The organism is Synechococcus sp. OH2 (genome assembly GCF_047462155.1).
Lineage (GTDB): Bacteria > Cyanobacteriota > Cyanobacteriia > Thermostichales > Thermostichaceae > Thermostichus.
This window is the reverse complement of the sequence record NZ_JANSIR010000095.1, coordinates 108,715-123,816: the sequence shown is the minus strand read 5'-3', so window position 1 is coordinate 123,816 and position 15,102 is coordinate 108,715. Positions and strand designations below refer to the sequence as shown.

The following is a 15,102-nucleotide window of genomic DNA, read 5'->3' as shown; positions in this document are numbered from 1 at the left end:
TTGACGTACTGGGGGCCCATGACCAGGTCGAGCTCTGGGACGCGGCGTAGCAGCCGCTCTCCCTCCTGCTGGGCCACGCAGCCGGCCACGATCAGCTTGATGGCGGGGTTTTTCCGCTTGCGCTGCGCCTGGATGCCCAGGTAGGAATACACCTTTTGCTCAGCGTTGTCGCGGATGGCTTGCCCAAAGCTCTGCAGCCGGGTGGGCCTGGGATCCCCTTTGCCGGGCTTTTGCTGCCGGTAAAAGTCCCGTTGAACCCTGTCCAAAAGCTGTCCCAGCTCCAGGGCTGAGCCGGTGCTGATGAACTTGTCGGTGGCCGTCAGCCAGTCCAAAAGCCGAAGGGCGGGGGTGAGATCGATAATGGGGGTTTCTGCCTGACCAGGGCGGTAGAGGCCGTAGTAGAGCCCCTGGATCTCGACATTTTTGGCCTTGCGCAAAAGGGCAGCTCCCAAGAGCACCAGCAGGGGGATGGAGCGAAAGGCGTGGGTGATATCAAAAAACAGCCGGGTGTTGGGCTCGATGCTGTCAACCAGCACGTCGAAGATGGCCCAGGTCTCCGCCTCGGTTTTGCCCTCAGGAATGCCTTTGGCCACCTTCTCCACATGGGGAGGTAGATCTTCCTGCAGGCGGCTCCAGTGCTTGGCACGGGCCTCTTCCGTCAGCAGGAGGATAATTCTGTCAATCTCAAAGAGCTGGCAGAGGGCTTTGGCAACGTAGCAGGTTTTCTCTGCCCGCCGCTCCTCAAAACAATACACCGTCTCGGTGTAATCGCCGGTGCCCAGGGTGGTCAAAAGGGTTTTAGCCATGGGGATCCTCGCGGTTGGGTCTGCAAAGCATCAAAGCACAACCGCCTGCAAGCTACCGCGACCTGGAAGCCCCCCCTTCACGAAAACAAGACGCCTTTTCCCAAGCAGTGAAGGTGGAAAGAGGCCAGAGTTAGCCTAGGAAGCAGTTGGCCTCTGGAACGATGGGGATCCTGGCATGCTCTCGATCGAAAAGCTATCGATTTCTCATCAAAAACTCACTCCCGAACAGTTTCTCGCCTTGCCAGAGGAAGATATTACCTACGAGCTGGTCGACGGACAAGCTATTCCCAAACATGAACCCATGTCGCCAAAGCGCTTCCATGCTCGTCTCCAGCCCATCCTTTGGCGAATCCTTGAGGACTGGTGCTCCGCTGCTGAGTGCCCCAAGCCGGGATCTGCTCATACTGAATGGGCAATTCTCCTTACCCGACAAGCGCAGCCCTGGATCCCGATCCCAGACATCACCTACATTTCCCATGAGCGATTGCCAATTGAAGCCATGGCCGATGAGCCCTGTTCGGCCATTCCCGAACTGGTAGTGGAGATTCTTTCTCCCAGTCAGAGTTTTGGGGCTGTGGCTCAAAAAGCAGCGGACTATCTAGAGGCCGGGATCCCTCGCGTTTGGATTGTGGATCCGCAGGCCAAGAGCATCACCATCTTCTACCCCGATGCCCCACCAAAGACTTTTACAGGATCCCAAGCCATCCAAGATGATTTCTTGCCGGGCTTGAAGGTTGTTCCCCAGGATGTGTTTGCCCAGGCTGGAATCCCTTAGCCGGCTCAGCCAAGTTTGAGCTGGAGTCAAGAAGAGAGTTAGCGATGAGGAACTCGTGATGCTATCAACTGCAGAGGTATCAGCTTCCCATCAAAAACTCACTCCAGAACAGTTTCTTGCCTTGCCAGAGGAAGATGTGACCTATGAGCTGGTTGATGGGCAAGCTTTCCCCAAAGATGTGCCGATGTCCCCTCAGAGATTTCATGCCTCTCTGCAGAAGCGATTGCTTTTCATTTTGGACGCGTGGTGTCAAGGCAAGGGGGACGTATACCCAGAGCTGGCAATTGTTTTGCAAAGGCGGGGTCAGGAGTGGCTTCCCGTTCCTGACTTGCTTTATGTCTCATTTGAACGCTGGCCGGGGCAGCTTGAGGAAGATGGCCCTTGTCCAACAGCTCCCGAACTGGTAGTGGAGATTCTTTCTCCCGGCCAGAGTTTTGGGGCTGTGGTTCAAAAGGCAGCGGACTATCTGGAAGCTGGGATCCCCCGCGTTTGGATTGTAGATCCGCAGGCCAAGAGTATCACTGTCTTCTACCCCGATGCCCCACCAAAGACTTTTACAGGATCCCAAGCCATCCAAGATGATTTCTTGCCGGGCTTGAAGGTTGTTCCCCAGGATGTGTTTGCCCAGGCTGGGATCCCTTAGTTGTTTTAGCTATCTGAGAGGGCTACCATGATTGAAGCTCTGGAAAGGCTAGCAAAGGAACCTACCGAAAGCTCTGCAACAGCTTCTGGGAAGATTTGGACTGATGAAGAGTTTATGGCTCTGCCCGATGATGGCAATCGCTACGAAGTTGTAAATGGAAAATTAATTGCGATGGGCTCAGCGGGTGCAAGACATGGCTACTACGTTAGTTTAATCAGTTTTTTCCTGACTGCCTATGTTAGAGCCCAAAAAATGGGTGTTGTCTTCGATTCCGACACTTCGTTTAAAATGAAATCCGGCAATCGCCGCTCCCCAGATTGTTCTTTCTTCTCCAAAGAGCGGCTGCGATCCCTTGGCGGGATCCCCAAGGGTTATATCGAGGGATCCCCAGATTTGGTTGTGGAAGTTCTCTCTGATGACAACACTGTAGGAGAGATCCACAACAAGATCGTCGATTATTTTGAGAACGGATCCCGCCTTGTTTGGCTTATTCATCCCGAAGAAAAGTATGTTTTGGTTTACCGTCAGCCTGAGCCCACAGCACTGAAGCGGCCAGGCGACATCCTAGAAGGCGAAGAGGTGATCCCTGGGTTTGCCTTGGATTTGTCGGAGTTTTTTGCCGAACCTGAGTTTTAGTTCTTTGCCAACCTAGCAACAAAACCCTCCAGGGTTCCGCGGCACCTGGTAAACTGGCCCCAAAAACGGGATCCCCTTCCATGGCGCTGGTTCACCTGCAAGTTCTGGAGCGCACCCCCAGGCGGCTGCGGATTGCCCTGCAAAGGTTTACCCCTGAGCAGCTGGCCTGGCGGGTGGGGGCGGGGCTGGGGTTGTTGGCGCTGGGATCCCAGCTCTGGCAGCCTTCCCCCCTGCTGGGGCTGCTGGCTGTAGTAGCGGGCCTGGGGATTGGGATCCCTTGGGGGCTGGGGCAGATCTTGAGTGTGGATCGGGAGCGGCAGCGGGTGACCCTGACCCGGCTGGGTGGCCCTTGGGGGATCTGGCGGCAGCAGGTCTTCTCTTATCCTCTCGCCCAATTGCAAGGGGTGCGGCTGCAGCGGCTGGGACAAGAGATCTTGGATAAAGAAGCACAGGAAAGCTTTCAGATACAAGCTCAGGTGCGGTTGCAGTTCCGTCCCCAGGTTTTTGAACAAGAGCTTGAAGAAGTGATCGCTTGTTTCAGTAGCCAATCGGCGATCAAAAAAGGCGAGCCGGAAGCCCTTGCCTTGGCGCAGCGGCTGGCAGGCTGGATTCAGGCCTATATGAACCCGTGAGGTTTCCTCTTGCGTAGCTCCCGAAGCCACGTGAGCTGTTGATTGTAGTACTTGGCAATCCTTGGAAAGCTGTCGAGAATGGGTGTGAATTTGGATAGGTGCTTTTGCGAACCTTCACAGAACAGAATTTCGGCAATGCTAAGCCGTCATGACTATTCCTGAGGAGACTCTAGAAACCGTTAGCCTAGTCGTCAGGGATGCTTTGCGCAACTGGCCGTGGCTGCTTTTGTGGGCAGCCTCTTTCCTGGCGCTTGTCTTCTGGCAAAGGCGACGGCTGCATCAGGCCCAGGTTGGTTTTCCCGACATCGTCACCCTGGCGCGGCCCGATACGACGTTGCTGGAGTGCAACGAAGTCCATCAGAGGGTTTTGGGCGATTGGCGGGGCCGGCGCTGGATCGAGGCCTTGTTGCCAGAGGAGCAAGAGCAGGTGCGGCAGCAGATAGCCCAGCTCACCCCTCAGCAGCCCACCTTCACGAGGGTTGTTAGGATGGTGGACGCGGCGGGACAGGTGCGGTGGTTTGAGTGGATCAACCAGGGCATCTTCGACCGGCGGGGCCGGCTGCGGTTTATTCGCGGGGTCGGCCGAGACATCACCAAGCAGAAGCAACTGGAAGACAATCTGCGGCTGCGGGAAGCCCAATTGCAAGCCCTCTTGGATGCCCTGCCGGCAGCCATATGGGCCAGGGATCCCCAGGGGGTGCTGATTTTGCAAAATGCCACCGACCGTGCCTGGTTTGGCGACCTGCTGGGCACTTCCCTGCAAGAGATGGCTCAGCAGTACCCCCGGTGGCTGGAGCGCGCTCCCCAAACTCTAGCCGACATAGAGCGGCAAGGGGTTTCCCAAGTGGAGGGCAAGGAAATCATTCAAGGCCAAGAGCGCTATGTCTATCGCCTGGCCGTGAAGCTGCAGGATGAGTCCAAAGGTTTGGGGTGCCTCGGCATTGCCTTGGACATTACGGAACAAAAGCGGCTGGAACAGCAGGTTCGAGAACAACAGGAGCGCTTTTGCGCCTTTCTCAACAACAGCCACGACATTTTGTGCCGGATCGATGCCCAAGGCTTGGTCTATCCCTTCAATTGCCCGGTTGCTGAAAAAATTTTAGGTCGTTGTCCTAAGGAGGGAGAACCTATACCTTTGGATTGGGTTCACCCAGAAGATCGGCAGATTGTTGCCAGTGCTCTTGAACACCTCAAGGCTCGACCTGGCGAAACGCTCAGCTTTATCTATCGAATGCAGCATGCGGATGGCCATTGGGTATGGCTAGAGAGCCGCTGTACTAATCTTTTGCAGGATCCTGCGGTGGCAGGAATCGTCTGCAGCACCCGCGACATTACCCAGCAAAAAGAGGCGGAACTGGCGCTGCGGGAAAGCGAAGCCCGCTTCCGGGAAATGGCCGAAGCTGTGCCAGTGAGCTTCTTTGTCTATTCTCCGGATCTCAGTCAATCCCTGTACAAAAGCCCTCAGTGCAAGCAGATCTGGGGATACACGCCGGAGGAGTTTTACCAGAAGCCGGATCTGTGGAAAGACACGATCCACCCCGAAGATCTGCCTCAGGTTCTGCAAGCCGTACCTCAAGTTATCCAAGGAGAGAAGCCGGTTACCTATCGCATTTTCCATCGAGATGGTCGGGTGCGCTGGTTGCGAACTTCCTGCCGACCTATTTTCAATGAACAGCAAGAAGTGATCCGCATTGCCGGCATCACAGAAGATATCACCGAGCAAAAAGAGGCGGAGCTGGCCCTGCAAGAGAGCGAGGCCCGTCTCAAGGCCATCCTCGACGGGATCCCTTTTCCCATCTTTGTTAAAGATTTGCAGGGCCGCTACTTACAGGTCAATCAAGCTTACCTGCAAAAAAACGGTAAACTCCCAGAAGAAGTTCTCGGCAAGGCCGATACGGAGTTCTTCTCGCCAGAGGAAGCTCTGGAGTTGCGCAAGGAAGATCAAAGAGCCATTCAGTCTCCCGCTCCCATCAGCTATGAGCGCACCATTTGTCGAGACGGCAAAAAGCAAGAAACGTGGATCACCAAGTTTGCCCTGCGGGATTGGCAAGGGGATCCCTATGCCGTTTGCGGCATTGCTGTGGATATAACCCCTCTCAAAGAAGCCCAGGATCTGCTGCTGCAAGAGGCAGAGCGAGCAAAACTTCTGGGATCCCTGCTGCGCCGGATCCGCGAGAAGCTGGACTTGCAGCCCCTCCTGCAAACCACGGCGGCGGAAGTGCGAGAGTTTCTCCAGGTGGATCGGGTGATGATCTACCAGTTGCAGGAGGGCATAGGGGGATTTGTAGCCGCCGAGTCCGTCCTGGATCCCTGCCCCAGCCACTTGGGCCGCTCCGTGTGGGATGCTTGCTTTCGCCAGGATCCCTGCTATCGTAAGTACCAGCAGGGCTTTGTGCAGGCCATCGACAATGTGGCCACGGCCCCTTTGGATCCCTGCTATCGGGAGCTCTTGGACTCTTTCCAGGCTCAGGCCAACTTGGTGATCCCAATTCGGCGGGGGGAGGAGCTCTGGGGCCTCTTGGTGGCGCAGCACTGCCGCGCCAGCCGTCCTTGGCAAGAGTGGGAGATCAAGCTTTTGCAAGAGCTAGCGGAGCAATTGGCCATTGCCTTGCAGCAGGCCCAGCTTTACGAGCAGGTAAAAGCCCTGAACCAAACGCTGGAGGAGAAGGTGCAGCAGCGCACCGCCGAGCTGGAGCAGGCTTTGCAATTTGAGGCCATCCTAAAACGCATCACCGACCGCGTGCGCGATTCTCTCGACGAAGCTGAGATCCTCAACACCGCCGTGCGCGAGCTGGGAGAGAGCCTAGATGCCGATGGCTGCGATATCGGTCTTTACAACGCCGACCTCACCCTTTCCACCATCAGCTACGAGTATTGCCCCCGCTCCGCTTCCTACCTGAACGTTTCTCTACCCCTAGTGGGAGGGCCCTACGACGACATTCACCGGCAACTGCTCAGAGGACAGCTTTGTCTATTTTGCTTCTCAGGGAGGGCTCCAGAAAACCGCCAGGTGGTGATGGCTTGTCCCTTGCTAGACAAAGGCCAGGTGCTGGGGGATCTGTGGATTTTTCGCTCGGCTGCACGTCCTTTTGACAACCAGGAGATCCAACTGATCCAGCAGGTGGCCAACCAATGCGCCATTGGGCTGCGCCAGGCGCGCCTGTTCCAAGCTGCCCAAGAGCAGGTGCAAGCCCTGGAGCGGCTTAACCGTCTTAAAGATGACTTTATCAGCACCGTCAGCCACGAGCTGCGCACCCCCCTGACCAGCTTGAAGATGGCTCTGAAGATGCTGCAGATGGCTCCCTCCCCCGAAAAGCGAGCTCAATATCTAAGCATTGCCGAGCGAGAATGCCAGCGGGAAATCGAGCTCATCAACGACCTGCTGGATCTGCAGCGCCTGCAGGCGGGGGCCTATGCTCTGCAGGTGCAAGCCCTCACCTGGCGGGAGCTGCTGGGGGATCTGCTGACCGTTACCGAGGAGCGGGCCCGCGCCAAGGGGCAGAGCTTTCAAGCCAGCGTCCCCCTAGAAAGCAGCCTCACGACGGATCGCCTGCTGTTGAGCAGGATCCTGCGCGAGCTTTTGCACAATGCCGTGAAATACACGCCGGCCCAGGGATCCATCCGCTTGCAAATTGAAACGGAAAATCCTCAAAGCCGCATCCAGGTTAGCAACAGCCAAGAGATCCCTGCCGAGGAGCTGACGCGCATCTTTGAGCGCTTTTACCGCATTCCCAGCAAGGATCCCTGGAAGGAAGGGGGCACGGGGCTGGGCTTGGCCTTGGTGAAGCAGATGGTGGATCAGTTGCGGGGATCCATCGAGGTGAGCAGCACCGCCGGCTGGACAACCTTTACGCTCCACCTGCCCCATCTGCCGCAGCTATGAAAGAGACTTGGCGGGCGTAGTACAAAGCGCAGTTGTAGACCTTGTTGGACTGCTGGCAGAGGTACTTCAGTAGGGCTACTAGCTTCCTGTCCTGAATCAGAACCTGTTGGCATCCGTAGTCCATGGTTGCTGAGTGGCGACCCAAAGCTATAGTAACGACCTGCATCATTGGGGAGCGACTTAAGTCGCTCGAAGGCTTTTCCACCCCGCACTACTCGTGCTAGCAGCGCGGAGCACTTAGTACGGGGCTACCAAGCTACTCTGCTGTGTAATAGGCACGTAGCTGCCTTGGGCCGCGAGAATGGTAACATCTCTAAAGCCCCCAAGTTGGCTTCCTTCCCCCACTAAAGCAGAGGGGCTTTAGCCCACCCACATCCCGTAACTGAAGAGAAGAGGACTAGGCCATCGATTTGCGGCGGTTGCGCCGCATGGCTACTGCTTTGCGCTTGCGCTTTTCCAGGTTGGTTTCAAAGTGGCGATGGTTGCGCAGATCCCGCAAAATGCCTGCCTTGGAGACCTGGCGCTTGAAGCGGCGCAGCGCGGATTCAATCCCTTCGTTTTCGCCAATCGTCACTTGAGTCATAAGAAAGACATCTCCTCCGTCAATCAACAAAAACGGACTTGGATACAACAGGGATCCCTATCCTAAACCATCTCCGGCCTACCTATTGGGCGCGGCTGCCGAAGTTGACTCCGGAAACCACCTCCCCCTCTCGCAGGTTCACCGTCAAAGAGACCGTCGCCCCTACGGTAGGAGAAGGGGAGGGTGTTGGAACTGGCATTGGGCTGGGGGCAGTGCCGGTTACCGATTGCACAAACCCGGCAAAGCTGGACACCCGCGTATACACCCCGTAGAAATTGGGCTGGGCGCAGCCTTTGCCAAAACTGGTGATTCCGGCCAGAGCAAAGCCGCTGCCGCTGGGTACGAGCAAAGGACCGCCGCTGTCGGCCTGACAGGTATCCACACCCCCTTGGGGAAAGCCAGCGCAGAGCATGGTATCTAAAATGATGCCATTGTAAGACTGGGGCGCGTTGCACACCTCGTTGGCGACGATGGGAACTTCGGCCTGTTGCAGATCCAGAGCAAAGCCGCTGGGTTCTTGGTCAAGGTCGCGGGGGGAGGTGGCCCCCCAACCCAGAATGGTGGCCAACGTGCCGGGGGCAGTCAGGCTGGTTTGGTTGGGCTGCACCAGGGGCAGGGTGGCCAGAGCCACCGGCCGCGAGAGGCGCACCAGGGCAAGATCGTTCCCCCCCAGTTGCCCCACCTGGGGATTGTAGCCGGGGTGGATGACGATTTGCGCAGCGCGAATGCGCTGGCCGGCGCTAACCTGCAGACGGGTTGTTCCCACCAACAGATCCAGGCTGCGGGCGTTCACCACCCGCTGGCCTTGATCATTGAAGAAGCAATGGGCGGCGGTGAGCACCCACTCCGGAGCAACCAGGGATCCGGCGCAAAACTGCGCCTGAAAAGGATCCGGCTCCGCCGCGTTCAGCAGGGCCACCATCCAGGGAAAGGCCCCCGGCTGGGCCGGCCTGCCGCCGACAATCCGACCTAAGCCTGAGGGCGGCCCAGTAAACACCCGCCCTGGGGGCAAAAGGGCGGTGACGCGGTAGGTGCCAGGGGGCAAGTTGGAAAAGCGGAAGTTGCCGTTGGCATCGCTGAGGGTGCTGGGCTCCCCCCCATCGAGGCGACCATTGCCGTTTAAGTCCAAAAAGGTGGTGATGCCGGCCAGCCCCGGCTCTCCCGGATCCCGCAGGCCATTGCCGTTGAGGTCGTCAAAGTGGGATCCCTCAATTTGTCCTCGGAGGGGGGAGAAAGAACCACCCGAAGTGCCGCCGCCACAGGCACTCACGCCTAGAACTAGCCATAGTCCGAGAACAGCTCGCCAAGCGCTGCTTGCCTTGAGACGGACAAAAGCTTCTGCGGAGCCAAACATGGGCAGCTTTTCCAGCGGGGGTTCCCCAGCCAGCTTCAGGGTATCAGCCCTGCTTGCTTAGGGACTGGGCTCTCAGTTGGCCAAAGGCTAGCCTTTGGCGGATCCCTAGCGCCACCGCGGCATTCCCGCGGAGGTGCTTAACTTAGGAGAGCAGCCTAGCACAGACAAAGATAATATGAAGGGCGAGAGGCAGGTCTAGCCCTTGTGAGGTGGAGCCCAGGGCACGCTGTGCCAGGGGAAGTCCGCGCCGGCAGGCCGCCATTCTTTGGCAACCCAGACACTCCAGTGCAAAGGGATCACCCATGCAGGCTATCACCTTGCTCGGCTCCACCGGCTCGATTGGCACCCAAACTCTGGACTTGGTGGCCCAGTATCCCGATCGCTTTCGGGTTGTCGGCTTGAGTAGCTACAGCAATGTTACCCTCCTGGCGGAACAGGTGTGGCGGTTTCGCCCCCAGATTGTGGCCGTTGGCCGGGAGGAGCTGCTGCCGGAACTGCGGTCGCTGCTGACCGGGATGCGACCCCTGCCGGAGTTGGTGGCGGGCACGGAGGGTCTGTGCCAGGTGGCAGCCTACCCCGCGGCCCAGCGGGTGGTGACCGGGATCGTTGGCTGTGCCGGCCTCTTGCCTACGCTGGCCGCCATCCGCGCCGGCAAGGACATTGCCCTGGCCAACAAAGAGACCCTGGTGGCAGGCGGCCCGGTGGTGCTGCCCCTGGTGCAAAAGCACGGCGTCAAGCTCATCCCGGTGGACTCGGAGCATTCGGCCATCTTCCAATGTTTGCAGGGGGTGCCAGCGGGATCCCTGCGCCGCATCTGGCTGACAGCCTCAGGGGGGGCCTTTCGCGATTGGCCTGCCGAGCAACTGGATCGGGCAACTCTGGCGGATGCCCTCAAACACCCCAACTGGGTGATGGGGCGCAAGATCACCATCGACTCGGCCACCCTGATGAACAAGGGCTTGGAGGTGATCGAGGCCCACTGGCTGTTTGGCTTGGACTATGACCACATCGAAATCCTCATCCACCCCCAGAGCATCGTTCACTCCCTGATTGAGCTAGCCGATACCTCGGTTCTGGCCCAGTTGGGCTGGCCGGATATGCACCTGCCCATTCTCTACGGCCTCAGTTGGCCGGAGCGCCTAACCACCCCTTGGGATCCCCTCGACTTGGTCAAGCTGGGATCCCTCACTTTTAAGGCGCCGGATCACCGCAAGTATCCCTGCATGGAGCTGGCCTATGCCGCCGGGCGGGCGGGCGGGACGCTGCCGGCGGTGTTGAATGCGGCTAACGAGGCAGCCGTGGCCTTGTTCTTACAAGAGCGCATTCGTTTTTTGGATATCCCCCGCCTTCTGGAGCGGGTGTGTGAGCGGCACCAGGTCATCCCCGCCCCAAGCCTGGAGGACATTCTGGAGGTAGACGCCTGGGCGCGACAGCAGGTGGAACTCTTGGCGCAGCAGGCCCCAGCGCAGGTTCTGGCCTAATCCCTACCGGGGGGATCCGGCCCAGCGCTAGAGTGGGAAGAAGCTGGAGGAGCACCTGAGTGGCGGGATCCCATCTCCGACAACTGGCCCATTATCTGCGCCCCTATCGGCGCCAGGTGGCGCTGGGCATTGGATCCCTGCTGGTGGTGAACGGGCTGGGGGTGTTCCTGCCCTGGTATGTCAAGCTGGCCATCGATGATCTCAGCCAGAACCTGGCCGCGCTGTCGCCCAGCCGCATCGCCCTCTACGCTCTGGTGGTGCTGGTTGTCTCCACCCTGATGATGGGCATTCGCATTGCCTCGCGGGTGTGGATGTTTGGCGTAGGGCGGCAGGTGGAGTTTCGCCTCAAGCAGGCCATCTTCGAGCATTTGCTTACCCTGCAGCCTTCCTACTTTGCCCAGCAGACCATCGGGGATATTCTCACCCGCATCACCAGCGATGTGGAAAATGTCCGCCGCCTACTGGGCTTTGCCCTGCTCAATTTGGCCAATACAATCTTTGCCTACGGCACTACGCTGCCGGCCATGTTGGGTATTGAGCCACGTCTGAGCGCCTTGGCCCTATCGGTGTTTCCGGTGATGCTCGGGCTGGTGAAGTTGACCAGCACCCGTCTGCAGCAGGAGCAGCTTCAGGTGCAGCAGGAGCTGGCCAATCTGAGCGATCTCATCCAGGAGGACATGAACGGCATCACCCTGATCAAGGTGTATGCCCAGGAAGAGCACGAGCAGCGGGAGTTTCGCCGCCGCAACGAGCGGCTGCTGCAGGCCAATTTGCGCTTGGCCCTCACCCGCAACCTGCTTTTCCCCTCCCTGGTGGCTTTGGTTAGCCTGAGCCTGCTGCTGTTGTTGGCAGTGGGGGGGCCGCAGATTGCCGCGGGGCGGCTGACGATTGGGGATTTTTCCGCCCTCACCCTCTACGTGGAACGGCTGGTATTTCCCACCGCTTTGCTGGGCTTTACCATCACCGCCTACCAGCGGGGCCAGGTCAGCCTGGAGCGGATCGACGCCTTGCTGCGGGTGGAGCCCACCATCCGCGATGCCCCCCAGGCTCTGCCGCTGCCTCTGGAAAAGGTGCAGGGGCGTATCGAGGCTAGGGGGATGACTTTTGCCTATGCCAATACGGGATCCGCAACACCGGCGCTGCAGGATCTGCACTTTTGCATCGAGCCAGGGCAACTGGTGGCGGTGGTGGGGCCGATTGGGGCGGGCAAGTCCACCCTGGCCAATGCCCTGCCCCGCCTGCTGGAGATCCAGCCGGGGCAAGTGTTTTTGGATGGGCAGGATATTACCCAGCTTCAACTGGGATCCCTGCGCCGCGCCATTGCCTACGTGCCCCAGGAGAGCTTCCTCTTCAGCGCCACCGTTCGGGACAACATCCGCTACGGCAAGCCCCAGGCGGAAGATTGGGAGGTGGAATGGGCCGCCAAAGCCGCCCACATCCACGCCGAGATCCTCCACTTTCCCAAGGGCTATGACACGCTGGTGGGGGAGCGGGGCATCACCCTTTCTGGCGGCCAGCGGCAGCGGGTGGCCCTGGCGCGGGCGTTGCTGGTGGACGCGCCGATTTTGATTTTGGATGACTGCCTCTCCAGCGTGGACAACCAGACGGCCCAGGCCATTCTCCGCCACCTGCGCCAGGCCACGGCCCAGAAAACGGTAATCTTGATTACCCATCGCCTCACGGCGGCGGTGGAGGCGGATCAGATCTGGGTCATGGACCAAGGTCGCATCGTGCAGCAGGGATCCCATGCCCAGTTGTTGGCCGATGCCGACGGCCTCTACGCCCGCCTCTGGGCCAAGCAAAAGCTGGAAGAGGCCCTGGCCTAGGTTTTCTCTGGCCAGAAAGCCGGCCCAGCGGCTACCCTAAGCTGCAAGGCTGTGGGGAGGGGCAAAAGCATGGGAAGCAACGGGATCGATCTGCGCCAATTGCTCGGCCAAGCCGGGATCCAACCCCAGTTGGTTCAGGGATCCCTGGAGGGGGTGCAGGTCAGGGGTCTGTGCACTGACTCGCGCCAAGTGCAGGCCGGGGATCTCTTTTTGGGGATGCCGGGATCCCGTGTCGATGGCGGCGAGTTTGTCCGGGCGGCGCTTACCGGAGGAGCGGTGGCGGCTCTCATCTCGCAGGAGGCGTGGAAGCAAGTCAGCGGAGAGGCTGAAGGGAGCAGTCAGCCCATTTTGGTGTGGCCCCGCGCCGGCCTGAACCGGGCTGTGGCCCAGGTGGCGGCAGCCTTCTATGGCTTTCCGGCCCGCCAGCTTACCTTGGTAGGGGTGACGGGCACCAACGGCAAAACCACCACCACCCATCTCATCGAACATCTGCTGCAGGCTGCCGGTCGCCCCACTGCCTTGCTGGGCACCCTCTACAACCGCTGGCCCGGCCACTGCCAGGTAGCCCCCCACACCACCCTGTTTCCGCTGGAGCTGCAGCGCAGCCTGAGAGAAGCCAAGGCAGCCGGCGCCGAGGTGGCGGTGATGGAGGTCAGCTCCCATGCCCTGGCCCAGGATCGGGCTTGGGGGTGTAGCTTTGCCGCTGCCGTCTGGACCAACCTCACCCAGGATCACCTGGATTTCCACGGCAGCATGGAAAACTACTGGCAGGCCAAGGCCACCCTGTTCCGGCCGGAGTACTTGCAGGGGCGAGCGGTGGTCAACGCCGACGACGAGGGCGGACGGCGGCTGCTCGAAGCCATCCCAGCCCCTCTGGAGCCCTGGGCCTACTCCCTGCAGCCCCTCGAAGGGATCCCTGCCCTCTGGCCCAGCGACGTTCAACTTCACCCCAACGGCCTGCAGGCAACCCTGCACACCCCTTTGGGCAGCTTTGCTGTGGCAGCGCCGCTGGTGGGATCCTTCAACCTGGCCAACCTGCTGGCGGCAGTAGGGGTGGCGCTGCACCTGGGGATCCCGGTTGAGGTTATCCAGTCGGCCCTGCCCCGTTTTCCCGGTGTGCCGGGGCGGATGGAGCGGGTGAGCCTGCCGGGGCAGGACATCACGGTAATCGTGGACTATGCCCACACCCCCGATGGGCTGGAAAACCTGCTCAAGGCCCTGCGCCCGCAAGTGCAAGGCCAGCTGATCTGCGTCTTTGGCTGTGGCGGGGATCGCGACCGGGGCAAGCGCCCGCAGATGGGCCGCATTGCCGCCACCTGGGCCGATCAGGTGGTGGTGACCTCCGACAACCCCCGCACCGAGGATCCGCAGCAGATCCTGCAGGACATTTTGGCCGGGATCCCTGGATCCCCCTGGGCGGTGGAGGTGGATCGCCGCCAAGCCATTCGCCTGGCCATCCTGGAGGCCCAGCCGGGCGATACAGTCGTGATTGCCGGCAAAGGCCACGAAGACTACCAGATCCTAGGCACCGAGAAGATCCACTTCGACGACCGGGAAGAAGCCCGTGCCGCCCTTTCCCTCAGGGAGAGGGGCCGGGGGTGAGGGTTAGGCTACTCCTGCCCTCTCTTCTGCAGCATCAGCTCCACAAACTCCCGGAAGAGATGGTCGGCATCGTGGGGGCCGGGGCTGGCCTCTGGGTGATACTGCACGGAAAACAAAGGTAGGTGCCGGTGGCGGATCCCGGCCACGGTGCGGTCATTGAAGTTAAGGTAAGTAATTTCCGCTTCCTCCGCCGGGATCGAAGCGGCATCTACCGCAAAGCCGTGATTTTGGCTGGTGATCTCCACTTTCTGCTCCAGCCCACAGGGGTGGTTGAGGCCGCGGTGGCCGAACTTCAGCTTGTAGGTGGATCCGCCCAGAGCTAGGCTGAGGATCTGGTGGCCCAGACAGATGCCAAACATTGGCTTCCCGCTTTGCAGCAGCGCCTGGGTGGTGCGGATGGCCGTTGTCTCTGCCGCCGGATCCCCGGGCCCGTTGGAGAGGAAAATCCCATCGGGGTTGTAACTCAGGATCTCCTCCGGGCTGGCGTGGGCCGGCAACACCATCACGCGGCAGCCGTAGCGAGTCAGGCGGCGCAAGATGTTGCGCTTGATGCCAAAATCCAGCGCCACCACCCGCAAGGGGGGATCCGGGATCCGGATCCCTTGGCTGCGGCCATAGTCCCAATCGGTGGGGGTGGGCTCCAGCCACTCGTAGGGCTTGGGCGTTGTAACCTCTGCCACCAGGCTCAGCCCCTGCATGGAAGGGGCCTGGCGCACCCGCTCCAGCAACGCCTGCGGATCCAAGATCTCGGTTGAGATGGCCCCGTTCATCACCCCTTGCGAGCGCAGCCGCCGCGTCAGGGCCCGCGTATCCACCCCGGCAATCCCCGGAATCCCCTGCCGTTTGAGGTATTCAGGCAGCGTCCCCGTAGCGCGCCAGGA

General features: G+C 59.9%; 12 protein-coding genes. 8 read left to right on the top strand and 4 right to left on the bottom strand.

Annotation, left to right across the window (positions count from 1 at the left end):
• On the bottom strand, positions 1-806 hold an 806-nt coding region (csx2, locus tag NW835_RS09045), incomplete at its 3' end, for a TIGR02221 family CRISPR-associated protein (protein ID WP_414415105.1).
• Between the two features lie 175 nt (positions 807-981).
• Here csx2 and NW835_RS09040 point away from each other — a divergent pair.
• The 5 genes from NW835_RS09040 to NW835_RS09020 all read left to right on the top strand — a co-directional run bounded on the left by NW835_RS09040 (position 982) and on the right by NW835_RS09020 (position 7,375).
• Positions 982-1,581, top strand: coding sequence for a Uma2 family endonuclease (locus NW835_RS09040; protein ID WP_414415104.1), 600 nt, complete (start codon positions 982-984; stop codon positions 1,579-1,581).
• A 58-nt stretch (positions 1,582-1,639) separates the two neighbouring features.
• Entirely contained in the window at positions 1,640-2,224 is a 585-nt protein-coding gene (locus NW835_RS09035; RefSeq protein ID WP_414415103.1) for a Uma2 family endonuclease, read from the top strand.
• A gap of 27 nt (positions 2,225-2,251) precedes the next feature.
• A complete protein-coding gene (locus tag NW835_RS09030) occupies positions 2,252-2,860 on the top strand; it encodes a Uma2 family endonuclease (RefSeq protein ID WP_414365913.1) in 609 nt (202 codons plus the stop codon).
• 80 nt (positions 2,861-2,940) lie between these two features.
• Positions 2,941-3,492, top strand: coding sequence for a hypothetical protein (locus NW835_RS09025; protein WP_414415102.1), 552 nt, complete (start codon positions 2,941-2,943; stop codon positions 3,490-3,492).
• 148 nt (positions 3,493-3,640) lie between these two features.
• Positions 3,641-7,375 (top strand): PAS domain S-box protein, encoded by a 3,735-nt coding sequence (locus NW835_RS09020; protein WP_414415101.1) that lies wholly within the window; start codon positions 3,641-3,643, stop codon positions 7,373-7,375.
• Positions 7,376-7,772: 397 nt separating this feature from the next.
• Here the strand turns inward: NW835_RS09020 and rpsU are convergent, their stop codons facing one another.
• Both rpsU and NW835_RS09010 read right to left on the bottom strand, forming a co-directional pair.
• Positions 7,773-7,958, bottom strand: coding sequence for a 30S ribosomal protein S21 (gene rpsU, locus NW835_RS09015; protein WP_011429105.1), 186 nt, complete (start codon positions 7,956-7,958; stop codon positions 7,773-7,775).
• Between the two features lie 82 nt (positions 7,959-8,040).
• Positions 8,041-9,312: a trypsin-like serine protease gene (locus NW835_RS09010; RefSeq protein WP_414415100.1), complete on the bottom strand. Its 1,272-nt coding sequence runs from the start codon at positions 9,310-9,312 to the stop codon at positions 8,041-8,043.
• 302 nt (positions 9,313-9,614) lie between these two features.
• Here NW835_RS09010 and NW835_RS09005 point away from each other — a divergent pair, with 302 nt between their 5' ends.
• The 3 genes from NW835_RS09005 (at position 9,615) to NW835_RS08995 (ending at position 14,221) form a co-directional block, all read left to right on the top strand.
• Positions 9,615-10,793, top strand: a complete 1,179-nt coding sequence (locus NW835_RS09005; protein WP_414415099.1) for a 1-deoxy-D-xylulose-5-phosphate reductoisomerase — start codon at positions 9,615-9,617, stop codon at positions 10,791-10,793.
• A gap of 59 nt (positions 10,794-10,852) precedes the next feature.
• The gene (locus NW835_RS09000; protein ID WP_414415098.1) at positions 10,853-12,619 is read left to right on the top strand and encodes an ABC transporter ATP-binding protein; all 1,767 of its coding nucleotides are present in this window, start codon (positions 10,853-10,855) and stop codon (positions 12,617-12,619) included.
• A gap of 69 nt (positions 12,620-12,688) precedes the next feature.
• Positions 12,689-14,221: a UDP-N-acetylmuramoyl-L-alanyl-D-glutamate--2,6-diaminopimelate ligase gene (locus NW835_RS08995; RefSeq protein ID WP_414415097.1), complete on the top strand. Its 1,533-nt coding sequence runs from the start codon at positions 12,689-12,691 to the stop codon at positions 14,219-14,221.
• An 8-nt stretch (positions 14,222-14,229) separates the two neighbouring features.
• Here NW835_RS08995 and carA read toward each other — a convergent pair.
• Positions 14,230-15,102 (bottom strand): glutamine-hydrolyzing carbamoyl-phosphate synthase small subunit (carA, locus tag NW835_RS08990; protein ID WP_414415096.1); only part of this gene is annotated, 873 nt, incomplete at its 5' end.